Genomic DNA, 22441 nt, shown 5'->3' with positions numbered 1-22441 from the left:
ATGACGCAAACGGCGCACACAGCGGTGCACCATACGGTGCTGTTGCATGAAGCAGTCGAGGCTTTGGCCTTGCACGGCGCGCGTGCGCATGGCGTTTATCTGGACGGCACCTTCGGGCGCGGCGGCCACAGCCGCTTGATCCTGTCCCATTTGCAAGAGCAGGGACGTTTGATCGCATTCGACAAAGACCCGCAGGCAATCGCTGCGGCGCAGCAGATCAGCGATCCGCGCTTTGCCATCGAACATGAAAGTTTTGCGCAAATGCGCGCCTGTCTGGCGGCGCGCGGTTTGACGCAAGTCGATGGGGTGCTGTTGGATTTGGGCATTTCTTCACCGCAGGTTGATCAACCCGAGCGCGGCTTCAGCTTCCGCGCCGACGGCCCGCTCGACATGCGCATGGACCCCACACGCGGCGTTTCCGCCGCAGAGTGGTTGAATCAAGCCAGTTTGGAATCTATCGAGAAAGTGATACGCAATTATGGGGAAGAACGGTATGCTTTTCAGATTGCAAAGGCGATTGTTGCTGGCCGGGCAGTCGAACCGATTTCAAGCACACTCCAGCTTGCCCAGCTCGTGGCGCGCGCCGTCAAAACCCGGGAGAAGGGCAAGGACCCGGCCACCCGCAGCTTTCAAGCTATACGGATTTTCATCAATCAAGAGCTTGCGGACCTGGAAGCCGGACTGAGCCAGGCGTTTGATCTGCTGGCCCCCGGCGGGCGTCTGGCGGTAATCAGTTTTCACTCGCTGGAAGACCGCATCGTGAAGCAATTCATGGCCGGTCTGGCCAAAGCCGAGCAGCCGGACCGCCGCCTGCCCTTGCGCGCGCATGAGCTGCCGCAACCGAAAATGCGCCTGCTGGGACGCATCATGCCCAGCGAAGCGGAAGTCGCCGCCAACCCGCGCGCGCGCTCCGCCGTGTTGCGCATAGCGGAACGGATCGGGGAGGCCGCATGAGCGCGAATAATCGCATCAATCTCTTGCTCTGCCTTTTGCTGACCATCTGCGGCCTGTCCCTGGTGCGGGCGCAATACGATGGCCGGCGTCTGTTCATCGAACTCGAACGGGCGCGCGCTGAAGAACGTCAATTGAATATCGCCTGGTCGCAATTACAACTGGATCAATCCACCCTGGGCAATAACGCCCGGATTGAAAAGGTGGCGCGAGACAGTCTGCAAATGATGCCCTTGACCCCTGAACGCACCCAGTATCTGGGCATGGAGGGCAAATGAAAAAGAACAGTGCGCGCGTGGCCGCCGGACAGGGCGTGCCGTTTTGCAAAAGCCCGATGTTAAGCGTCAAGCTGCCTTCGGGCCGCTCGCGTTTTGTCATGTTCTTGCTGTTTGCCGCATTTGCCGCGCTGATCGGGCGCGCGCTTTGGCTGCAAGGCATTTCCACCGCATTCCTGCAGAAAAAAGGCGAATTGCGTTACGCCCACACATTGGAATTGCCGGCCACCCGTGGCCGCATCACTGATCGCAATGGCGAAGTGCTGGCCTCATCCCTGCCGGTGAAGGGGATTTGGGCCGTGCCGGAAGATGTCCTGGCGGCCGGGCGCGGCCAGCTTAAAGAACTCGCCAAGCTGCTCGACTTAAGCGAAGACGAGCTGTATAAAAAATTGGATAAAGAACGCAGCCTGGTGTATTTGAAACGCCAGGTCGAGCCTGCGCTTGCCGACAAAATCGCCGCTCTGAAAATCGACGGCATTGAAATGCGCAAAGAATACAAACGCTATTACCCGCAAGGCGAGGTGATGGCGCATGTGGTCGGCTTTACCAATGCCGAGGACATGGGACAGGAAGGGATTGAGCTGGCGCAGCAAAAAAATCTGGTCGGTCAGCCCGGCAGCCGGCGCGTCATCAAAGACCGTCTGGGCCGGATTGTGGAAGATATCGCGACCCGCAATGAACCGCGCGATGGTAAAGAAGTGGTGCTCTCGATTGATTCCAAGCTGCAATACATCGCCAGCACGCAACTCAAAGACGCCGTCGCCAAATTCAAAGCCAAGGCGGGCGCAGTGGTGGTGCTGGATGTGAAAACCGGCGAAGTGCTGGCGCTGGCGAATTACCCCACATTCAACCCGAATGAGCGCGCCGGTTTGAGCGGGGCGCAATTGCGCAATCGCGTCATGACCGACACCTTTGAGCCTGGTTCGACCATGAAACCGTTCCCGGTTGCGCTGGCCATGGACACCAAGCGCATCACGCCCAACACCGTGATTCAAACCGCGCCGGGACGCATGACCATCAGCGGCCGCACCATTGGCGATGCGCATCCGCATGGCGCGATGACGGTCTCGCAAATCATTCAAAAATCGTCGAACGTGGGCACGGCCAAGATCACGCTGCAGATTCCGGCCCAGGAATTCTGGGACGAACTGACCAGCGCCGGCTTCGGTCAGGCCCCGCGCTTCGGCTTCCCGGGCGCGGTGGCGGGCCGCTTGCGCCCGGCCAAATCCTGGCGCCCGATTGAGCAAGCCACCATGAGCTATGGCCACGGTATTTCCGTGTCCCTGATTCAGCTGGCGCGCTCCTACATGATTTTCGCGCGCGAAGGCGACATCATTCCGCTGTCTTTCCTGAAAGTGAATGAATTGCCGAAAGGTCAGAGCGTGATTTCGCCCAAAACCGCGCACGATATGCGCGTCATGCTGGAATCGGTGGTCAGTCCCGAAGGCACCGCGCCGAAAGCGCAAGTGCCGGGCTACCGGGTCGGCGGCAAAACCGGCACCGCCTACAAACCGGTGCGCGGCGGCTATGACAAGAGCAAATACATCGGCTCCTTTGTGGGCATGGCGCCGATGTCTGACCCGCGCATCATCATCGCCGTGATGATCGATGAACCGGGCGGCTTTTTCCATTATGGCGGCGATGTCGCCGCGCCGACTTTTTCCGCTGTGGCGGCGAATGCCCTGCGTTCTCTGAACGTGGCGCCCGACTCCACGATTACCAATATCATCATCCCGACTGACGGTGTGCAGGAGAATATGTGATTACTGAAGCGCAAACCCCCTCCCGTCCGGCAGAACCGGCCCAGGTCGCAGCTTGCGCCGCCAGCGTGACATGGCTGCGCCAGTTTGCCGCGCCGCAAGCCTGGCAATTGGGCGCGCATCCACACCATCATGGCAATCTGCACATCGCCGAAGGCTGTGTGCGCTTGTGCGCGGATTCGCGGCAGATTCAAGCCGGCGATGTGTTTTTCGCCTATCCCGGCGACGTTGGCGATGGCCGCAAATACATTGGCGCGGCGCTTGCCGCCGGGGCCCAGGCCGTGCTGTTCGATGACACCGGTTTTGTGTGGGATGACAGCTGGCAAGCACCGCACTTTGGCGTGACAGGATTGAAGACACTCGCCGGCTATATCGCCAGCGAATATTACGGCCATCCTGACGCCGACATTTTCACCGTGGCGATCACCGGCACCAATGGCAAAACCTCTTGCGCCTTATGGAGCGGACGCGCGCTGGCGCGCCCGAATGCGCCTTCCGCCGTGATGGGCACCTTGGGCGTCGGCTTGCTGCACGCCAGCCGCGCCAAGGTTGAAGTAGCGTTTGACGCCACCGGCTTCACCACCCCGGACGCCGTGTTACTGCAAACCCGTCTGGTGCAGATGCGCGCCGCCGGGGCCCAGGCGCTGGCGCTGGAAGCGTCCTCGATCGGCTTGGCGCAGGGCCGCATGAACGGCTTGCATGTGGATGCGGCGGTGTTTACCAACTTGACGCGCGACCATCTGGATTTTCATGGCGATATGCAAGCCTATGAAGAAGCCAAGAGCTTGCTGTTTGAATGGCCGGGTTTGAAAATCGCAGTGGTGAATCTGGATGATCCGATGGGGCCGCGCCTGGTTGCGCGCATGCAGCAGCGCGCCGCCGCCAGCGGCCAACATCTGCCGCAAATCATCGGCTACAGCGTGCAAGGCGCCAGCCTGCCCGGCATCGCCGTGTTGCAAGCCAGCGAAATCCGCAGCCGCCACGGCGGGGCCGAATTCCACCTCGACAGCCCGTGGGGCAGCGTGCAATGCAAAACCCATCTGGTCGGCCTGTTCAATGTCAGCAATGTGCTGGCGGTAGCCGGCGTGCTGCTGGGGCGCGGCGTGAATCTGCGCGTGGCGCAGGAAGCGATTGAAGCCTTGCACCCGGCCCCTGGCCGCATGCAGCAACTGGGCGGGCATGATGCGCCGCTGATCGTGATCGACTACGCGCACACCCCGGACGCCTTGGCCAAAACCCTGGCCGCGCTGCGCCCGGTGGCGCAGGAGCGCGGCGGCGAATTGTGGTGCGTGTTCGGCTGCGGCGGCGAGCGCGATCCGGGCAAACGGCCGCAAATGGGACAGATAGCAGAAGCCGCTGAGCATGTGCTGGTGACTTCCGACAATCCGCGCGGTGAAGATCCGCACCAGATTATTCAACAGATTCTGGCCGGGGCCAGCCGGCCATTGCAAGCGATAGAAGACCGCGCTGCCGCGATTTTGTCCGCCGTCAAACATGCGGCGCGTCAGGATGTGGTCTTGATCGCCGGCAAGGGACATGAAGATTACCAGGAAATCCGTGGCAAAAAGCTGCCGTTTTCCGATGCCGACCACGCCCAGCTCGCGCTTGCGACGCGCGTGTCGATGAAGCGCTCGGCATAAACCAGAGAAAGTATATGACGCATACCCCCATTCCCGCAGGCATGACCGCAGCAGAGACTGCCGCTTGCCTGACCGACGCCAAACTGGAAGGCAATCTGCGCGCCAGTTGGAGCGAGGTTGTCACCGACAGCCGCCAGGCGCAACCCGGCGCCCTGTTTATCGCCCTGCGCGGCGAGCGTTTCGACGCGCATGATTTTTTAAATGAAGTGCAATTGGCCGGCGCCACCATCCTGCTGGTGGAAGGCCTGCCGCAAGGATTGCAGTTGTTGCCGCAAGTCGCCGCGATTGTCGTGCCGAACACCCGGATCGCCTTGGGCCAACTGGCCGCAGACTGGCGCCGCAAGAGCCGCGCGCCGCTGATCGGCGTGACCGGCAGCAATGGCAAAACCACGGTCAAAGAAATGATTGCCGCGATTCTGCGCGCCCACTACGGCGCGCAAGCGGTGTTAGCCACCGAAGGCAATTTGAATAATGAAATCGGGGTGCCTTTGAGCGCTTTGCGCCTGCGCCCGCAACACCGCGCCGCCGTGCTGGAAATGGGCATGAACCATCCGGGCGAAATCGGTTGGCTGGCGCGCATTGCGCAGCCGCAAATCGTGCTGGTCAACAACGCCCAGCGCGAACACCAGGAATTCATGGATGGGGTCGAAGCCTGCGCGCGTGAAAACGGCCAGGCCATCAGCCTGCTGCCGGCAAATGGCGTTGCGGTGTTCCCGCATGGCGATCAGTTCACCCCGCTGTGGCGCGAGCTGGCCGGCGAACGCGGCTGCGCCACCTTCGGCTTGCAAGACGGCGCCGATATTCGCGGCAGCGTCAGCGCGGAAGGCGAGGGGCAGCGCCTGACGGTGCAGATCCGGGGTGTCGAACAAGCCTTTTCCCTGCATCTGCCGATGCCGGGCGAACACAATGCGAAAAACGCCCTGGCCGCCTTGACCTGCGCCTTTGCCGCCGGCGCATCGGTGGAAGCGATTGTGCAAGGTTTGCAGAATTTCCAGGCGGTCAAAGGGCGTTTGCAGCGCAGCCGCACAGCCAGCGGCCTGCGCTTGATTGACGACAGCTACAACGCCAACCCGGATTCGGTGCGCGCCGCAATTGATGTGCTGGCGGCAGAACCTGGCGTGCGCGTGCTGGCCTTGGGCGATATGGGCGAAGTCGGCGCGCAAGGGCCGCAATACCATGCTGAAGTCGGCGCCTATGCGGCTGAGCGCAAATTGGATGCCCTGTTTTGCCTGGGACAGGCTTGCAGCGCCACCTGGCAAGCCTGGCAGGCGAATGGCGGCGCCGCCGGCGCGCATTGCGAGAGCATCGACGCGCTGTATGCCGCCTTAGACGCATATCTGGCCGGTCAGCAAAATGCCGTGCTCTTGGTCAAAGGTTCCCGTTTCATGCGTATGGAACGGGTGGTGCAACACATTTCGGGCCAGCCGGGCGCGCAGGGAGAACACTGATGCTGATGTGGCTGGCGCAACAATTTCAGACTGATATCGGCGCATTGCGGATTTTCAGCTTTATCACCTTCCGCGCGGTGTTCGCCACCCTGACCGCGCTGATGATCGGTCTGTTTGCCGGGCCGGCGGTGATCCGCATGTTGACCCGCTTGAAAGTGGGACAGGCTGTGCGCACCGATGGGCCGCAAACCCATCTGGTGAAAAGCGGCACTCCGACCATGGGCGGGGTGTTGATGCTGATCGCAATCGCGATTTCGATTTTCCTGTGGGGCGATTGGGGCAACCGCTTCATCTGGCCCCTGCTGTTGGTGACCTTCGGCTTTGGCGCGATTGGCTGGGTGGATGACTACCGCAAAGTGGTGTACAAAGACCCGGAAGGCATGCGCAGCCGGGAAAAATTCTTTTGGCAATCCTTAATCGGCCTGGTGGCCGCTTTGTATTTGGCCTTCTCAGTTGCGGCGCCGGACAATACCAAGGTGTTCGACGTTTTCTGGCAATGGGTGCAATCCGGTTTTTCGATGTATCTGCCGCCCAAGGCTGACTTGATCGTGCCGTTCATCAAAACCTTCAGCTATCCGCTCGGGGTGTGGGGTTTTATCACTCTGACCTATCTGGTGATTGTGGGAACCAGCAATGCGGTGAATCTGACCGACGGCCTGGATGGTCTGGCGATTATGCCGATTGTCATGGTCGGCAGCGCGCTCGGCCTGTTCGCCTATGTCACGGGACATGCCACTTATTCCAAATACCTGTTCATCCCGTATATTCCGGGAGCGGGTGAATTGCTGATTTTCTGCGGCGCCATGGCCGGCGCCGGCTTGGCCTTCCTGTGGTACAACGCGCACCCGGCGCAAGTCTTCATGGGCGATGTCGGCGCACTGGCCTTAGGCGGCGCGCTTGGCACCATCGCCGTGATTGTGCGCCAGGAAATTGTGCTGTTCATCATGGGCGGCATTTTTGTCGCGGAAACGCTGTCAGTCATGATCCAGGTCAGCTATTTCAAATACACCCGCAAGCGCTACGGCACGGGCAAGAAATTCTTCCTGATGGCGCCGCTGCATCACCATTTTGAAGTCAAGGGCTGGAAAGAAACCCAGGTGGTGGCGCGCTTTTGGATCATCACCATGGTCTTGGTGTTGTTCGGTTTGTCCACGCTGAAATTGAGGTAAGCCATGAGCGAGACGCCCGTAACTGAAGACCTGTACCCCGCCGCACCGGCGGACGCGCTGAGCAATCCGGCGGCGCAGCAAGCCTTGCCCGACGCCGCGCCGCAAACCGGGGCGCCGGCCCAGCCGCCGCAAGTCGCGCTGGTGCTTGGCCTGGGCGAATCCGGCCTGGCGATGGCGCGCTGGCTGCAATATCGCGGCTATCTGGTGCGCGTGGCCGATACGCGCAGCGCGCCGGCGCGCCTGGGCCAATGGCTGGCCATGAATCCTGAGCGCGAAGCGGAATGCTTTATTGCCGGCGCATTCAGCGCGGATTTACTGCAGGGCGTGGATGTGCTGGCGATCAGCCCCGGTCTGGCCCCGCGCGGCGAATTGGCGCAGATTTTGCCTGCAGCGCAAGCCGCCGGCATCACGCCCTGGGGGGAAATTGAACTCTTCGCCCAGGCCCTCAAGCACTTGCAGGAAAGCCGCGCATACGCGCCGAAAATCATCGCCATCACCGGCACCAATGGCAAAACCACCGTCACCAGCATGGTCGGCCAGCTGGCGCAGCGCGCCGGCCTGCGCGTGCAAGTGGCTGGCAATATCAGCCCGGCGGCGCTGGATGTCTTGTATGACTGCCTGCAAAGCGACAGCCTGCCGCAAGTCTGGGCGCTGGAATTGTCCAGCTTCCAATTGCACTTCACTTACAGCTTGAACCCGCATGCCGCCACGGTATTGAATTTGACGCAAGACCATTTGGATTGGCATGCCGATATGGCGGAATACGGGCGCGACAAAGCACGCATTTTCGGCCCTGACACAGTGCGCATTTTGAACCGTGAAGATGCGCTGGTGATGGCGATGCACGGCCCCGATCCGGCCAAGGTGCAGACCTTTGGCGTGGATGCGCCGCGCGCCTGCGGCGATTTCGGCCTGGTGGCTGAGCGCGGCATGCAATGGCTGGCGCAAGCCGAGGCCAGCGAAGAGGAAGACGGCCCGCCAAAACGGCGCAAAAAAGGCGAGGCGGCCCCGGCCATCCCGACCATGCTGAAACATTTGATGCCGGTCGATGCGCTGCAAGTGCGCGGCCAGCACAATGCCGCCAACGCTCTGGCCGCGCTCGCCCTGTGCCGCGCCTGCGGCATACAACTGGCCCCGCTATTGCACGGCCTGCGTGAATATCAAGGTCAGCCGCACCGGGTTGAACTGGTGCGCCTGGTGGCGGGACATGCCTGGTATGACGACTCGAAAGGCACGAATGTCGGCGCCACGGTGGCCGCTTTGAAAGGCTTGGGCGGCGAAATGCAAGCCGATGGCGGCGCGGCCCGTCTGGTGCTGCTGGCCGGCGGCGTCGGCAAAGATCAGGATTTTTCACCGCTCGCCGCGCCGGTGACGCGTTATGCGCGCGCCGTGATTCTGTTTGGCCGCGATGCCGCGCAAATCGAGGCCGCGCTGGCCGCCAGCGGCGTGCCCTTGCTGCATGCGGCCGATCTGGCGCAAGCGGTGCAAATGGCGGATCGCGCTTGTCTGCAGGGCGACGCAGTGCTGTTTTCGCCGGCCTGCGCCAGCTTCGACATGTTTGACAACTACGTGCACCGGGCGCAAGTGTTTATTGGACTGGTGCAGGAATTGGCGCTGGAAAAAGGCGAGGTCTGAACATGCAATTGCCATCCTTCATGCAAAACTGGCTGCAGCGCGGCGCCCCGGATTCCCCGGGCGGGCAGGCGCGCGCCTCGCGCATGATGGAATACGATCAACCACTGGTGTGGGTGGTCTTGATTTTGATGCTGCTGGGCATGGTGATGGTGTATTCGGCCTCGATTGCGCTGCCGGACTCGCCCAAATATCAGGGCTATACGCAAAACTACTTCCTCAACCGGCAAGCGGCGTTTATTGCCGTCTCGGCGTTCGCCTCGTTCATTGTGTTCCGCATTCCGGTGCAATTCTGGCAGCGCGCTGCGCCGTATCTGTTTGTGTTTACCCTGGTGCTCTTGCTGCTGGTTTTGATTCCCGGCATTGGCAAAGTGGTGAATGGCGCGCGGCGCTGGCTCAGCATCAAGAGCTTCAATCTGCAGCCATCCGAATTGATGAAGCTGGTGATTGTGCTGTACGCCGCCGACTACACCGTGCGCAAACAGCAATACATGCACCAATTAACCAAGGGCTTTTTGCCGATGGCGGCGGCGGTTGGCGTGGTTGGCCTGTTGCTGCTGCTGGAGCCGGACTTGGGCGCGTTTGGCGTGATTGTCTGCATTGCGATGGGGATTTTATTTCTGGGCGGCGTGAATGGCGTCTGGTTTGGCGGCATCAGCGCCACCCTGATCGGCATTTTCACCTCCGTGATTTTGCTCTCGCCCTGGCGGCGCGAGCGCATTTTCGCCTATCTCAACCCCTGGGATGAGGTGAACGCGCAAGGCAAAGCGTATCAACTTTCGCATTCACTGATCGCCTTCGGGCGCGGCGAATTGTTTGGCGTGGGCTTGGGCGGCAGCGTGGAAAAACTGCATTACCTGCCGGAAGCGCATACCGACTTCTTGCTGGCGGTGATCGGCGAGGAACTCGGTTTTGTCGGCGTGCTGGCAGTGATCTTGATGTTCTACTGGCTGGTCAAGCGCGCCTTTGACATTGGCCGTCAGGCGATTGCCCTGGATCAAACCTTTGCCGGCCTGCTGGCCAAGGGCATCGGCATTTGGATCGGGGTGCAAGCCTTCATCAATATGGGGGTAAATTTGGGCGTGCTGCCGACCAAGGGACTGACCCTGCCCTTGATGAGCTATGGCGGCACCGGGATTTTGATTAATTGTGTGGGATTGGCGATTTTGTTGAGAGTGGATTACGAAAGCCGCATGCTGATGCGGGGAGGGCGCATATGAAACGCCTCTTGATCATGGCCGCCGGCACTGGCGGCCACATCTTCCCCGGCCTGGCGATAGCCGCCACCATGCAGGCGCAAGGCTGGCAAGTCAGCTGGCTGGGCACCACGCATGGCATGGAAAACCGGCTGGTGCCGCCCAGCGGGATTCCGATGGATGTGCTGGATTTTTCCGGCGTGCGCGGCAAAGGTTTGCTGCACACTGTGGGCGGCGTATGGCGTTTGCTGAAAAGCACCTTGCGCGCACGCACGATTTTGCGTGAACGCAAGCCGGATGTGGTGCTGGGCATGGGCGGCTATGTCACCGTGCCGGGCGGTTTCGCCACCCGCATGGCCGGCTTGCCGCTGGTGCTGGTGAATGCCGACGCCGCCTTGTTATTGTCCAATAAAGCGCTGCTGCCGCATGCGCGCAAAGTGCTGTTCGGCTTCCCGCTGGAACAGGCCGAAGCCGACAAACTGGGCGCCAAGGCGGTAGTCTGCGGCAATCCGGTGCGCGCCGAGATTCTGGCGCTGGCCCCGCCGGCCCAGCGTTTTGCCGGCCGCAGCGGCCCGCTGCGCATCCTGGTGGTGGGCGGCAGCCTCGGGGCCCAGGTCTTGAATCAGACTGTGCCGCAAGCATTGCAACGCCTGCCGCAAGACAAACGGCCACTGGTGACACATCAATCCGGCGTGCAGCATATCGACGCGCTGCGCGCAGCTTATCAGGCCGCCGGCGTGCAAGCCGAAGTGTTGCCGTTTATCGACGATATGGCGCGCCGTTACGCTGAAGCGGATCTGGTGATTTGCCGCGCCGGCGCGATTACTTTGTCCGAATTGAGCGCCGCCGGCGTGGCCAGCGCGCTGGTGCCGTTTATCGCCAGCACCACCTCGCACCAGCGCGATAACGCCGACATGATGCAACGCCATGGCGCGGCGCTGCATCTGCCGCAAAACGAATTAACGCCAGACCGCCTGGCCCAACTCCTGCTGCAAACCAGCCGGGAACAATGTTTGCAATGGGCGCAAGCCGCGCACGGCCTGGGCCGGCGGCAGGCGAACGCCCACATTGCTGCCGTGTTGCAGCAGATGACGGAATAAAGACATGAAGCACAGAGTAAAAAATATTCACTTCGTCGGCATCGGCGGCAGCGGCATGAACGGCATCGCCGAAGTGCTGCTCAATCTCGGCTACGCCATTTCCGGCTCCGACCTGGGCAGCAACGCCGCCACCCGCCGCCTGCAGGCCGCCGGCGCGCGCATTTTTCAGGGACATGATCGCGCCAATATCGAAGGCGCGCATGCGATTGTCACCTCGACCGCCGTGAAAAGCGACAACCCCGAAGTGCTGGCGGCGCGCGCAGCGAATATCCCCATCGTGCCGCGCGCCGTGATGTTAGCCGAGCTGATGCGCCTGAAGCAGGGCATCGCGATTGCCGGCACGCATGGCAAAACCACCACCACCAGCTTAGTCGCCAGCGTGCTTGCGGAAGCCGGTTTTGATCCCACATTTGTGATCGGCGGCGTGCTCAACAGCGCCAAAGCCAACGCCAAACTGGGACAGGGCGACTACATCGTGGTGGAAGCCGATGAATCCGACGCCTCCTTCCTGAATCTGTCGCCGGTGATTGAAGTCATCACCAATATCGACATGGACCATATGGACACCTATGGCCACGATATGGCGCGCTTGAAACAGGCGTTTATCGAATTCACCCAGCGCCTGCCGTTTTACGGTCTGGTGGTGCTGTGCCTGGATGATAAAAATGTGCGCGACATCATGCCCTTTGTCTCGCGTCCGATTGTCAGCTATGGCTTCCATGAACAGGCCGATGTGCGCGCAGTCGAGGCGCGCGCGAATGGCGACAAAATGGAATTCACCGTATTGCAAAACGGCTATGCGCCCTTGACCCTGAGCTTGAACCAGCCCGGCATGCACAATGTGCAAAACGCCTGCGCCGCCGTGGCGATTGCGCGCGAAATCGGGGTGCACGACCAGGCTTTGCAAAAAGCCCTGTCAGAATTCAATGGCGTGGGCCGGCGTTTCACCCGTTATGGCGAATTCGCCTGCAGCGGCGAAGGCAAATTCGCCCTGGTGGACGATTATGGCCACCATCCGGCGGAAGCCGCCGCCACCATCGCCGCCGCACGCGCAGCCTATCCGGGGCGGCGTCTGGTGCTGGCGTTTCAGCCGCACCGCTACACCCGCACGCGCGATTTGTTTGAAGACTTTGTGCAAGTCTTATCCGGCGTCGATGTGCTGTTGCTGGCGGAAGTGTATGCCGCCGGCGAATCACCGCTGCCGGCCGCCGATGGCCGCGCGCTGGCGCATGCGCTGCGGGTGCGCGGCAAAGTGGACCCGATTTTTGTGGCGGAAATTGAACAGATGCCGCAAGCCATTCAGGAATGCGCGCGCGCAGGCGACGTGGTGATCACCATGGGCGCCGGTTCGATCAGCGCCGTGCCCGCCAAACTGCAGGCGCTGCAACAGTGAAAGGAAAAACAGTATGACCACTCTCTTGAGCGCTAAATCTGAACCGCAAGCATTCGGCAAAGTCGGCGTCTTGTTTGGCGGCCGCTCGGCAGAGCGCGAAGTCTCTTTGATGTCCGGCAATGGCGTGCTGCAGGCATTGCGCAGCCGGGGCGTGGATGCGCACGGCTTTGACACCGGCGAGCGCAGTCTGGCGGAATTGGCGGCGGAAAAATTCGACCGCGTGTTTATCGCCCTGCATGGCCGCTTCGGCGAAGACGGCACCATGCAAGGCGCCTTGGAGCAGCTCGGCATTCCTTACACCGGCAGCGGCGTGATGGCGTCGGCGATTGCAATGGACAAGATTTACACCAAGATGATTTGGCAAAATCATCAACTGCCCACGCCCGCTTATCAAATTCTGGACGCCAGCTGCGATTTGCAAGCCGCCGTGGCGCAACTCGGCCTGCCCCTGATCGCCAAACCGCCGCATGAAGGTTCAACCATCGGCATCACCAAGGTGGTGAATGCGCAGCAGATGCAGGCGGCGTATGCGCTGGCGGCGCAATTTGACGCGGTGGTGCTGGCGGAAGAATTTATCCAGGGCCGCGAATTGACCGTCGCCGTGCTGGGACGCGGCCAGGCGGCATATGCGCTGCCCATCGTGGAAATTGTCGCGCCGGAAGGCAACTACGACTATCAGAACAAATATTTCACCGACGACACGCGCTATTACTGCCCGGCGCAATTGGCGCCTGAGCTGACCGAAAAAATCAGCAAGATCGCGGTGCAGGCGTATCGCGCAATTGGTTGCGAAGGCTGGGCCCGTCTGGATGTGCTGCTGCGCGAATCGGATCAACAGCCTTTCCTGCTGGAAGTGAACACCTCGCCCGGCATGACCGGCCATTCGCTGGTGCCGATGGCGGCGCGCGCGGTTGGCATCAGTTATGAGGATTTATGTTTGGAAATTCTGGCTTCGGCCAGCTTGAAAATGGCGCAGGGACGCCAGGCGTAAGTCGCTGACAGGAAAAAGGGACGTAGCGATGTGGCATGACATCCGCTTAATGCGCGCACTGGGCACCGGCCTGTTCGGGCTGGCCGGCCTGGCGCTGGTCGCTATCGGCTTGATGTGGCTGTCGCAGCGTCCGATGTTCCATCTGCAACTGATCAAGATTGAGGCGCATGAGAAAAACAGCTTGCAGCACATCAACGCCTTGACCGTGCGCTCAGTTGCTTTGCCGCGCTTGAGCGGGAATTTTTTCACGCTGGATCTGGAAGCGGCGCGCGCCGCGTTTGAAAGCGTGCCCTGGGTGCGCCGCGCCAGTGTGCGGCGCGAATGGCCGAATCAATTGATTGTCACGCTGGAAGAACATGTGGCCCTGGCCACATGGGGTGACAAGGGACAGTTGATTTCCACCAAGGGCGATGTGTTCACCGCCAATCTGGCGGAAGCACAGTTGGATGATGATCATCCGCTGCCGGAGTTTACTGGCCCGGCTGGCAGCGAAAAAGAGGTCTTGGCCAAGTATCAGCAATTCAATGACTGGTTTGCAGCATTGGATTTGAAAGCGGAAAGCGTGCAACTTTCCGCGCGCTATGCCTGGCGCGTGGGTTTGAATAATGGCATGAGTGTGGAACTCGGGCGTGAAGGCGCCAATTCCATGCAGGAAAGAGTGCAGCGCCTGATTGCGGTTTATCCGCAATTGATGATGCGCTTGAAGGGACAAATCGAGAGTGTCGATTTGCGTTATCCGAATGGCCTGGCTTTGAAATCGGCCAGTCTGGATGCCGCGCTCGACAAGCAGGAAGCAAAGAAAAAGCCGCGCCTCAATGGGCAGGAAGGCAAGCGAAAACCATGACGAAAGACGCAAAAAACCTGATCGTGGGTCTGGACATCGGCACCTCGAAAGTGGTGGCGGTGGTGGCCGAAGTGATGCCGGACGGGCATCACGAAGTGATCGGCCTGGGCCAGCATGAATCAAAAGGTCTGAAAAAAGGCGTGGTGGTGAATATCGAAGCCACCGTCGAATCGATCCAGCGCGCGCTGGAGGAAGCCGAGTTGATGGCTGATTGCAAAATCCGCAATGTGTATGCGGGGATTGCCGGCAGCCATATCCGCAGCTTCAATTCGAGCGGCATGGTCGCCATCAAAGATAAAGAAGTGACACAGCAAGACGTGTTGCGCGTGATTGAAACGGCGAAAGCGGTGAATATCCCGACCGATCAGCAATTGCTGCACACCGTGCCGCAGGAATTCATTGTTGATAATCAGGAAGATGTGCGCGAGCCGATCGGCATGAGCGGGATCCGCCTTGAAGTCAAGGTGCATATCGTCACCGGCGCCGTGTCAGCCGTGCAAAACATCGTCAAATGCGTGCGCCGTTGCGGTCTCGAAGTGTCAGACCTGATTTTGCAGCCGATGGCCTCTGCCGATGCGGTCTTGACGCCGGATGAAAAAGAATTGGGCGTGGTGTTAGTCGATATCGGCGGCGGCACCACTGATATCGCGGTGTTTTCCGAAGGCGCGATCCGGCACACCGCCGTGATTCCCATCGCCGGCGATCAAATCACCAACGATATCGCGATGGCCTTGCGCACGCCGACAGCGGAAGCGGAAGAAATCAAATTACGTCACGGCGTGGCGAAGCAGGTGATGGCGGATCCGGGCGAAACCCTGGATGTGCCGGGCTTAGGCGACCGTGGCACACGCGCACTCTCGCGCCAGACCCTGGCGGCGGTGATTGAGCCGCGCGTGGAAGAATTATTCGCCCTGGTGCACCAAGTGGTGCGCGAGTCCGGCTATGAGGAAGTGTTATCGTCAGGCGTGGTGTTGACCGGCGGCAGTGCGCTGATGCCGGGCATGCTGGAATTAGCCGAAGATATTTTCTTAAAGCCGGTGCGATTGGGCACACCGGATTATCGCGGTCAATTGGCGGACGTGGTGCGCAGCCCCCGTTATTCGACCGTTTTAGGCTTATTGCTGGAAGCCAAAAAGCAGTATTTGCGCGGTTATATCGTCACGCGTCAGGAAGGTTCGATGAAAGCGGTCTGGCAGCGCATGAAAGAGTGGTTTTTAGGGAATTTTTAATGCGCAAAAAAGCGCTTTCGGATTGATTAAACATATAATTGGGATAACCGCAGTTTCCAGCCCCCAGACGTGAATCAAGATTGACGTCTCGTGACTGGAAGCCGCACTTCGAGGAGCATAACATCATGGTGGGTACGGTGGAGTTTGAAATGGTTGACAATGCGGCACAGGGAACTGTGATTAAAGTCGTAGGCGTCGGCGGCGCCGGCGGCAATGCAGTGCAGCACATGATCAATAAAGGCATGAGCGGAGTGGAATTCATCGCCGCCAATACCGATGCGCAAGCGCTGGCGGCGTCCACTGCGCATAACATCATTCAAATCGGCGAAACCGGCTTGGGCGCCGGCATGCAACCCGATGTGGGCCGTAAATTGGCTGAAGATTCGCGCCAGCGCATCGAAGACGCCTTGCGCGGCGCGCATATGGTGTTCATCGCCGCCGGCATGGGCGGCGGCACCGGCACCGGCGCAGCCCCGATCGTGGCCGAAGTCGCCAAGCAAATGGGCGCGCTGACCGTGGCCGTGGTGTCCAAACCGTTTTCTTACGAAGGCCGCAAGTGCATGGACGTGGCCGAAAACGGCCTGGAAGAATTGACCAAGCATGTTGATTCGCTGATCGTGATCCTGAATGAAAAGCTGGAAGAGATCTACGAAGACGACAGCATGATTGAATGGCTGGAACACGCCGACGACGTGTTGCACAACGCGGTGGCCGGGATTGCCGAAATCATCAATGTCCCGGGACACATCAACGTTGACTTCAACGACGTCAAGACCATCATGGGCGAGCAAGGCAAGGCGATGATGGGCACCGCCACGGCAGCCGGCATCGACCGTGCGCGTCTGGCGGCGGAACAGGCGATTTCCTCCCCGCTGTTGGATGGCATCGACCTGTCCGGCGCACGCGGCGTGCTGGTGAATGTCACCGCCAGCCGTGGTTTGAAGGGCAAGGAAATCAAGGAAGTGATGGCGGCAGTGCGCGCTTTCGCGGCGCCGGACGCGCAAATCGCACAGGGCGTGGCTTACGACGACGCGATGGGCGAAGAAATCCGCGTCACCGTGGTCGCCACCGGCCTGGGCCGCAATCAAAAGAAAAACGTGCAGCTGGTGCAAACCCCGGTGCTGCGCACCGGCAATGGCGCCACCATGGCGGCCGGCGGCATCTCGGGCGGCATGAACCAGGGCATGGGCGGCGCCAGCGGCGCGAATGCTCCGCTGGAAGGTTTGAAAGCGCCGGCAGTATGGCGCCGTGAAACCGCATCCGACCAGGTGCGCGCGCTGGAAAAGAACGGCATGGAAACTTACGACATTCCGGCCTTCCTGCGCAAACAGGCTGACTGAGCAAGCGATTTGCTCTGCTGAAACCGGCGCAGCTGCGCCGGTTTTTTTTTGCCATGACAAATGGCGGATTGCGGAATTGAAAAATGCATTGGATTTTGCAAAACAATTTATTTCACGAAACCGGCTGGCAGGCTTTGCGTGATGCTTTGCAACGGTTTGACTTGCCATTCAGCGAACATAAAGTGATTCCCTTTGTCGGCGAATTGCTGCCGCCGCCGCAAGTGACGCATCAAAATGTGATTTGCTTCGGCGCTTATTCGATGCGCCATGTGGCGCGCCGTTTTGGCTGGAATCCCGGCGTATTTGATCTGGCCGGATATGAATTCGACACACAGCGCGCGCATTGGGGCGCACATATGCTGAATGCCGATTCGCAGGTGCAAGCGATAGGCGAGGCGGATTTTTTTGCCGATGAACTGTTTTTGCGCCCGGTCGATGACAGCAAGGGTTTCGCCGGCCAGGTGATGACGCGCGAGGCATTCGAGACTTGGCGTGAGACTTTGCGCCAGGCCGGCGAGCTTGATCCCTCCGGTTTGAATTTGCAATCGCTGATTCAATTGGCCAGACCGAAAAAAGTCTATGCCGAATTCCGTTTTTGGATAGTCAAAGGGGAAATCATTACCCAATCCATGTATAAGCGCGGCAGTGTGGTGCAGTATGCGCCTCTTGCGGATCAGCGTTTGCATGCCTTTGTGCGGCAAATGATTGCGCTATGGTTGCCGCTCGAAACCCTGGTGCTGGATGTGTGCGACACTGCTGAAGGCATCAAAATCGTGGAAATCAACACCATGAATGCAGCCGGCTTTTATGCGGCGGATATGCAAAAGCTGGTGTTGGCTTTGCACGCGGCTTATGATCAGGGCTTGGATGGCTGAAGCTCCGCCGCGCCGGCGCTGGAAATTTGCCAGAAAGCACGGAGATTGCAAGCAGCGGATTACAATCATGCGCATTGCGCCATACAGGCGCCAGATTCACATTGACAGACGCTATGTTAGAACTCAGACCAACTTGCGAACACTGCAATACCGCCTTGCCGCCGGACAGCACGCAGGCGCGCATTTGTACTTATGAGTGCACCTTTTGCGCCGATTGCGTGGACAATCTCTTGCACAACACCTGCCCGAATTGCGGCGGCGGTTTTGTCCCCCGGCCAATCCGTCCCGCCAAAAACTGGGTGAATGGAAATTATCTGGACAACAATCCCGCCAGCGCCACGGTGAAACATCGCCCTGTGGATTTGCAAAAACATGCGCAATTGCTGGCGGCGCAAGCGGGCCTGGCGCCGGAGCGGCGTTAAATTCAGCCTTTGATTTATTCAAATAAGGCCGCGCAAAGACAGGGGTTTTGCATACCGCTGCTGGAGAAAACGACGTGATTGGATCTATCGCAAATCGGAGGAGGCAATATGGATATTGTCGAACGGATTCGCCAAGACATACCGCTTGGCGTTGTAATTCCCAAGCCTGAAGCAAAATCGGATTTCAAAGTGAAAGCATGGGGCAAGCGCAGAGGGGAAAAAGCGCTGGTGTATTGGATTCCGAATCATAAAAACCCGGGCCAGCCCTATGCGAAAGGCGTAACGGAATCAGAATTCAGGCAGGCGTTCGCTGAGTTAAGCGGCAGTGGCGTATTGACCAGGGAGTGGGTGAATGAACATCTTCCAGCCTGCGCAAAAGAGGGGGGCTGCAACTTCACCACAATCGGCGGCGTATTTGTGCTGCTGGGTTTGGCGAAATATGCAAAGAAAGCGACTTACCACTATACGCCATAATCTCTGGCGTGGATTCGGCGGCGCCGGGCCAGATTTTATGCACACTGCCTGCTGTCAGCATGGATAATCCATTTGCCCCCCTGCCGCCTATCCCGTATCGTAGCAGTCTGTCCTTTCACCGCCACCGCACCGCCATGACTGCCGCCAATCTCGCCCGCCTGCTCTTGCTCTCCGCCATTTGGGGCGCATCGTTCATGTTGATGCGCATCAGCGTGCCGGCGTTCGGGCCTGCGCTCTTGATTTTCACCAGGGTGGCTTTGGCGGCCTTGTTTTTATCGGCGGTCGCCCTGTATCTGCACAAAGCGCTGCAGGCAAAGCGCTTATGGAAACATTATCTTGTATTGGGCTTGTTGAATTCCGGCTTGCCTTTCCTGCTGTTTGCGTATGCCGCGCAAACGCTGTCGGCTTCCTTGCTCTCGGTCTTGAATGCCTGCGCGCCGCTATGGGCGAGCTTGATCGGCGCGGTCTGGCTGCGCGCTTTGCCGGCGGCCAAAGCCTGGGGCGGATTATTGCTTGGCGTATTGGGCGTGAGTTTGCTGGTTGGGGTGGAAAGTTTGCGCTTGCCGGCGGGGAGCGGTCTGGCCCTGGCGGCTGGATTGGGGGCCGCATTTTCGTATGGGCTGGCCAGCATCTACACCAAAAACGCACCGGCGGCAGAACCGTTTGCGCATGCGCATGGCAGCATGTGGGCTGCGATGCTGCTGTTGACGCCGCTGGCCCTGCTGGCGCCCAGCCCGCCCGCCATACCCGGCCCCGCAATCTGGCTGGCGGTTCTGGCGCTGGGTGTGGTGTGCAGCGGGGTGGCGTATTTACTGTATTTCCGCCTGGTGTTGGAATTGGGCGCAGCTTCCGCGCTGACGGTGACGTTTTTGATTCCGGTATTCGGCATTGTATGGGGCGCCCTGTTTTTGCAAGAACACATCGGCTGGCATACCCTGGCCGGGACACTGTGCGTACTGAGCGGCACAGCTCTGGTGACAGGCTTTAGCTGGCGCAGCGTCTGCGGCGGCGCGCCGAAAGCGCAGCCTTGATGCGGCAGAGGGCAAGAGTGGGGTAAGCGCGTCAGCCGCGCGCCGGCGCAATCCAGGCCGCCCCGGCGCCGTGCAAATCGTCTATGCTGGCGTTTTTCTCAGGAATAACAGCATGGCTGTCGCACATCACCCGCCATCCCCCTTACCGCTGCGCGATGGCGTGGCGGCCAGTTTTTTATGGCTGCCGCCAGGGGCCTGGCCGGATTTGCTGCACTTTCTGTGCGCTCGCTTTGACAAAATCGATGCGGCAATCTGGCAGGCGCGTTTTGCCGCTGGCGAAGTGGTGGCGCAAGATGGCCGGATTTTGCAAGCGGATACGCCATACCAGCCCGGTATGCGGATTTTTTATTATCGCGATCCTGGCCCGGAAACCCCTTTGCCCTTCACAGAAACCATTTTGTATCAAGACGCGCATTTGCTGGTGGCCGACAAGCCGCATTTCATGCCAGTGGCCCCGGTTGGACGGTTTTTGCGTGAAACCCTGCAAGTGCGCTTGCGCCGCCGCACCGGATTGGCGGAGTTGTCCCCATTGCACAGAATCGACCGTGAAACCGCAGGCCTGGTGGCGTTTTCCTGCAATCCTGCCACGCGCGGCGCGTATCAAAACCTGTTTGCCCGGCGGGCCGTGGAAAAAGATTATCTGGCGGTGGCCCCGCTGCTGAGCGGGCGCGCGACGCCATTTGAATACGCCAGCCGGATCGAAACCGGCGAGCGTTTTTTCACCATGCGCGAAGTGGCGGGCGAAGCGAATGCCTTGACCCGCATCAGCGTACTGGCGCAGGATGGCCCCTGGGCGTTGTATCGCTTACAGCCGCACACCGGGCGCACCCATCAATTGCGGGTGCAGATGGCGGCCCTCGGCGCGCCCCTGCTTCATGACGCACTGTATCCGCAAGTGCTGCCGGAAAACAGCGACGATTTCAGCAAACCGCTGCAATTGCTGGCGCAGCAATTACGCTTTCGCGACCCGCTCACGGATCAGCCGCACCACTTTGTCAGCACGCTGCGCTTGCGCTGGCCCCTCTCCGATAAATGCGGTTTTGCAGAGTGATGGAAAGGCCGGTTTGCCCCTTGTTGCCGGAATAAATGTAGTAAATTTGCTTGTATAAAGGAATTTTGTGTAGTAAATTTACGAAAAGCGCTGACAAACAGCGCATCCCGACCAACACATAATTCCTGGATGCATATGGTACTCAATGACTTCGATCTGGTTCTGTTCGGCGGCAGCGGCGACTTGGCGATGCGCAAACTCTTGCCGGCAATGTGCGCGCGTGAAATTGCAAATGATTTGCCAGCCGGCGCGCGCATCATCTGCGTTGCGCGGCATGATTGGAGCCATGAGGAATTCATCGCCGCCGTCAACGCCAATGCGCGCCCGCACATCAAACACAGCGCATTTAATCAGGAAATATGGGACAGATTCTGCGCGCGCCTGGTGTATGTCTCCTTGAACGCCACCGATGCCGCCAGCTACCAGCCGCTGGTGGACGCCTTGCGCCACGACGCCGCGATCACCCGCGTGTACTATCTGGCGACCCCGCCGCATATCTTTTCCCGCATCTGTCACAACCTGGCGCAACATGGCCTGGCCACGCCGAACTCGCGCGTGGTGCTGGAAAAACCGCTGGGCCGCGATTTGGCCAGCGCGCGCCAGATCAATGCTGAAGTGGGGCAGGTGTTTGAAGAATCGCAAATCTACCGGATCGACCATTATCTGGGTAAGGAAACGGTGCAAAACCTGCTCGCCCTGCGCTTTGGCAATATCCTGTTTGAACCGCTGTGGCGGCGCGAATGGATTTCCGATGTGCAGATCACGATTGCCGAGCAACTCGGCGTCGGCAACCGCTTAGGCTATTACGACACCGCCGGCGCCTTGCGCGACATGTTGCAAAATCATTTGCTGCAATTGCTGTGTATTGTCGCCATGGAGCCGCCCAGTTCCATCGCGCCGGATGCGGTGCGCGATGAAAAGCTGCAAGTGCTGCGCTCGCTGCGCCGCTTCACCCCGGCCACCCTGGCGCAAAACGTGGTGCGCGGGCAATACCGGGCGGGACATGTGCGCGGCGTCGCCGTGCCGGCCTACCGGGACGAACCGGATGCGCCGAAAAATTCACGCACCGAAACCTTTGTCGCGCTGAAAGCGGAAATTGATTCCTGGCGCTGGGCCGGCGTACCCTTCTATTTACGCACCGGCAAACGCATGGCCGACTCGCTGGCGGAAATCGTGGTGCGCTTCAAAACCATTCCGCACTCCATTTTCCAGCAATCGACCAACAGCTTTCAGCCGAATTGCCTGGTGATCCGCTTGCAGCCGGATGAAGGTTTGCGCATGAATTTGATGGCCAAAACGCCGGGCGAGGGCATGCGCTTGAAACCCGCCGAATTAGAGCTGGATTTCCGCGAGAGCTTTAAAATGCCGCGCATGGAAGCGTATGAACGGCTCTTGCTTGACGTGCTGCGCGGCCAGCTCACCCTGTTTATGCGCGGCGACGAATTGGAAGCCGCCTGGGAATGGGTGGAGCCGATTTTGAATTACTGGGAGCAGGAAGAAAACACGCCGCTGCCTTACGCCTCCGGCACCTGGGGGCCGGCGGCCGCCTCCGCCCTGATCGGGCGCGATGGTTTGCAATGGCGTGAAGAAGCCTTGCCGGAAGACTGATTGCAGGACACA

Annotated in this window: 20 protein-coding genes; all 20 read left to right on the top strand. The window is 59.8% G+C overall.

The window, feature by feature from the left end:
- The 20 genes from rsmH to zwf all read left to right on the top strand — a co-directional run bounded on the left by rsmH (window position 1) and on the right by zwf (window position 22429).
- On the top strand, window positions 1-954 hold the full coding sequence (gene rsmH, locus V8J88_RS16895) for a 16S rRNA (cytosine(1402)-N(4))-methyltransferase RsmH (RefSeq protein ID WP_338845390.1): 954 nt from the start codon (window positions 1-3) through the stop codon (window positions 952-954).
- Window positions 951-1229 (top strand): cell division protein FtsL, encoded by a 279-nt coding sequence (gene ftsL, locus V8J88_RS16890; protein WP_338845389.1) that lies wholly within the window; start codon window positions 951-953, stop codon window positions 1227-1229. Before rsmH ends, ftsL begins: the two co-directional genes overlap by 4 nt.
- Complete coding sequence (locus V8J88_RS16885; protein WP_338845388.1) at window positions 1226-2989, top strand: penicillin-binding protein 2; 1764 nt, start codon at window positions 1226-1228, stop codon at window positions 2987-2989. Before ftsL ends, V8J88_RS16885 begins: the two co-directional genes overlap by 4 nt.
- A 107-nt stretch (window positions 2990-3096) precedes the next feature.
- Window positions 3097-4626 carry a UDP-N-acetylmuramoyl-L-alanyl-D-glutamate--2,6-diaminopimelate ligase gene (locus V8J88_RS16880; RefSeq protein ID WP_338849912.1) on the top strand — a complete coding sequence of 510 codons (1530 nt, stop codon included), beginning with the start codon at window positions 3097-3099 and terminating at the stop codon, window positions 4624-4626.
- Window positions 4627-4640: 14 nt separating this feature from the next.
- Window positions 4641-6074 (top strand): UDP-N-acetylmuramoyl-tripeptide--D-alanyl-D-alanine ligase, encoded by a 1434-nt coding sequence (gene murF, locus V8J88_RS16875; protein WP_338845387.1) that lies wholly within the window; start codon window positions 4641-4643, stop codon window positions 6072-6074.
- The gene (gene mraY, locus V8J88_RS16870; protein ID WP_338845386.1) at window positions 6074-7243 is read left to right on the top strand and encodes a phospho-N-acetylmuramoyl-pentapeptide-transferase; all 1170 of its coding nucleotides are present in this window, start codon (window positions 6074-6076) and stop codon (window positions 7241-7243) included. The genes murF and mraY overlap by 1 nt, the downstream gene beginning before the upstream one ends.
- A gap of 3 nt (window positions 7244-7246) precedes the next feature.
- Window positions 7247-8878, top strand: coding sequence for a UDP-N-acetylmuramoyl-L-alanine--D-glutamate ligase (gene murD, locus V8J88_RS16865; protein WP_338845385.1), 1632 nt, complete (start codon window positions 7247-7249; stop codon window positions 8876-8878).
- Between the two features lie 20 nt (window positions 8879-8898).
- A complete protein-coding gene (gene ftsW, locus V8J88_RS16860) occupies window positions 8899-10095 on the top strand; it encodes a putative lipid II flippase FtsW (protein ID WP_338849911.1) in 1197 nt (398 codons plus the stop codon).
- Window positions 10092-11171: an undecaprenyldiphospho-muramoylpentapeptide beta-N-acetylglucosaminyltransferase gene (murG, locus tag V8J88_RS16855; RefSeq protein ID WP_338845384.1), complete on the top strand. Its 1080-nt coding sequence runs from the start codon at window positions 10092-10094 to the stop codon at window positions 11169-11171. The genes ftsW and murG overlap by 4 nt, the downstream gene beginning before the upstream one ends.
- A gap of 4 nt (window positions 11172-11175) precedes the next feature.
- On the top strand, window positions 11176-12564 hold the full coding sequence (gene murC, locus V8J88_RS16850) for a UDP-N-acetylmuramate--L-alanine ligase (RefSeq protein WP_338845383.1): 1389 nt from the start codon (window positions 11176-11178) through the stop codon (window positions 12562-12564).
- Window positions 12565-12577: 13 nt separating this feature from the next.
- Window positions 12578-13555: a D-alanine--D-alanine ligase gene (locus V8J88_RS16845; protein ID WP_338845381.1), complete on the top strand. Its 978-nt coding sequence runs from the start codon at window positions 12578-12580 to the stop codon at window positions 13553-13555.
- A gap of 28 nt (window positions 13556-13583) precedes the next feature.
- Window positions 13584-14399, top strand: coding sequence for a cell division protein FtsQ/DivIB (locus V8J88_RS16840; RefSeq protein WP_338845380.1), 816 nt, complete (start codon window positions 13584-13586; stop codon window positions 14397-14399).
- A complete protein-coding gene (gene ftsA, locus V8J88_RS16835; RefSeq protein WP_338845379.1) occupies window positions 14396-15628 on the top strand; it encodes a cell division protein FtsA in 1233 nt (410 codons plus the stop codon). Before V8J88_RS16840 ends, ftsA begins: the two co-directional genes overlap by 4 nt.
- A gap of 137 nt (window positions 15629-15765) precedes the next feature.
- Window positions 15766-16968, top strand: a complete 1203-nt coding sequence (gene ftsZ / locus V8J88_RS16830; RefSeq protein WP_338849910.1) for a cell division protein FtsZ — start codon at window positions 15766-15768, stop codon at window positions 16966-16968.
- Window positions 16969-17051: 83 nt separating this feature from the next.
- A complete protein-coding gene (locus V8J88_RS16825) occupies window positions 17052-17843 on the top strand; it encodes an ATP-grasp domain-containing protein (RefSeq protein WP_338845378.1) in 792 nt (263 codons plus the stop codon).
- Between the two features lie 113 nt (window positions 17844-17956).
- The gene (locus tag V8J88_RS16820; protein WP_338845377.1) at window positions 17957-18265 is read left to right on the top strand and encodes a DUF1272 domain-containing protein; all 309 of its coding nucleotides are present in this window, start codon (window positions 17957-17959) and stop codon (window positions 18263-18265) included.
- Between the two features lie 108 nt (window positions 18266-18373).
- Window positions 18374-18739 (top strand): hypothetical protein, encoded by a 366-nt coding sequence (locus tag V8J88_RS16815; protein WP_338845376.1) that lies wholly within the window; start codon window positions 18374-18376, stop codon window positions 18737-18739.
- A 59-nt stretch (window positions 18740-18798) separates the two neighbouring features.
- Complete coding sequence (locus tag V8J88_RS16810; RefSeq protein ID WP_338845375.1) at window positions 18799-19770, top strand: DMT family transporter; 972 nt, start codon at window positions 18799-18801, stop codon at window positions 19768-19770.
- A 112-nt stretch (window positions 19771-19882) separates the two neighbouring features.
- On the top strand, window positions 19883-20821 hold the full coding sequence (locus V8J88_RS16805; protein ID WP_338845374.1) for a pseudouridine synthase: 939 nt from the start codon (window positions 19883-19885) through the stop codon (window positions 20819-20821).
- 135 nt (window positions 20822-20956) lie between these two features.
- Window positions 20957-22429, top strand: coding sequence for a glucose-6-phosphate dehydrogenase (gene zwf, locus V8J88_RS16800; RefSeq protein ID WP_338845373.1), 1473 nt, complete (start codon window positions 20957-20959; stop codon window positions 22427-22429).
- Window positions 22430-22441 lie beyond the last annotated feature (12 nt).

This window comes from Massilia sp. W12 (assembly GCF_037300705.1).
Taxonomy (GTDB): domain Bacteria; phylum Pseudomonadota; class Gammaproteobacteria; order Burkholderiales; family Burkholderiaceae_D; genus JACPVY01.
This window is presented reverse-complemented; position numbering and strand designations above follow the sequence as displayed.

Coding starts and splice junctions, on each gene's coding strand:
- V8J88_RS16845 (WP_338845381.1), top strand. CDS start 12,578: ATGACCACTCTCTTGAGCGCTAAATCTGAACCGCAAGCATTCGGCAAA.
- murF (WP_338845387.1), top strand. CDS start 4,641: ATGACGCATACCCCCATTCCCGCAGGCATGACCGCAGCAGAGACTGCC.
- murG (WP_338845384.1), top strand. CDS start 10,092: ATGAAACGCCTCTTGATCATGGCCGCCGGCACTGGCGGCCACATCTTC.
- murC (WP_338845383.1), top strand. CDS start 11,176: ATGAAGCACAGAGTAAAAAATATTCACTTCGTCGGCATCGGCGGCAGC.
- V8J88_RS16820 (WP_338845377.1), top strand. CDS start 17,957: ATGTTAGAACTCAGACCAACTTGCGAACACTGCAATACCGCCTTGCCG.
- V8J88_RS16885 (WP_338845388.1), top strand. CDS start 1,226: ATGAAAAAGAACAGTGCGCGCGTGGCCGCCGGACAGGGCGTGCCGTTT.
- ftsW (WP_338849911.1), top strand. CDS start 8,899: ATGCAAAACTGGCTGCAGCGCGGCGCCCCGGATTCCCCGGGCGGGCAG.
- murD (WP_338845385.1), top strand. CDS start 7,247: ATGAGCGAGACGCCCGTAACTGAAGACCTGTACCCCGCCGCACCGGCG.
- ftsL (WP_338845389.1), top strand. CDS start 951: ATGAGCGCGAATAATCGCATCAATCTCTTGCTCTGCCTTTTGCTGACC.
- zwf (WP_338845373.1), top strand. CDS start 20,957: ATGGTACTCAATGACTTCGATCTGGTTCTGTTCGGCGGCAGCGGCGAC.
- V8J88_RS16815 (WP_338845376.1), top strand. CDS start 18,374: ATGGATATTGTCGAACGGATTCGCCAAGACATACCGCTTGGCGTTGTA.
- V8J88_RS16805 (WP_338845374.1), top strand. CDS start 19,883: ATGGCTGTCGCACATCACCCGCCATCCCCCTTACCGCTGCGCGATGGC.
- mraY (WP_338845386.1), top strand. CDS start 6,074: ATGCTGATGTGGCTGGCGCAACAATTTCAGACTGATATCGGCGCATTG.
- V8J88_RS16825 (WP_338845378.1), top strand. CDS start 17,052: ATGCATTGGATTTTGCAAAACAATTTATTTCACGAAACCGGCTGGCAG.
- V8J88_RS16810 (WP_338845375.1), top strand. CDS start 18,799: ATGGATAATCCATTTGCCCCCCTGCCGCCTATCCCGTATCGTAGCAGT.
- rsmH (WP_338845390.1), top strand. CDS start 1: ATGACGCAAACGGCGCACACAGCGGTGCACCATACGGTGCTGTTGCAT.
- V8J88_RS16840 (WP_338845380.1), top strand. CDS start 13,584: ATGTGGCATGACATCCGCTTAATGCGCGCACTGGGCACCGGCCTGTTC.
- ftsA (WP_338845379.1), top strand. CDS start 14,396: ATGACGAAAGACGCAAAAAACCTGATCGTGGGTCTGGACATCGGCACC.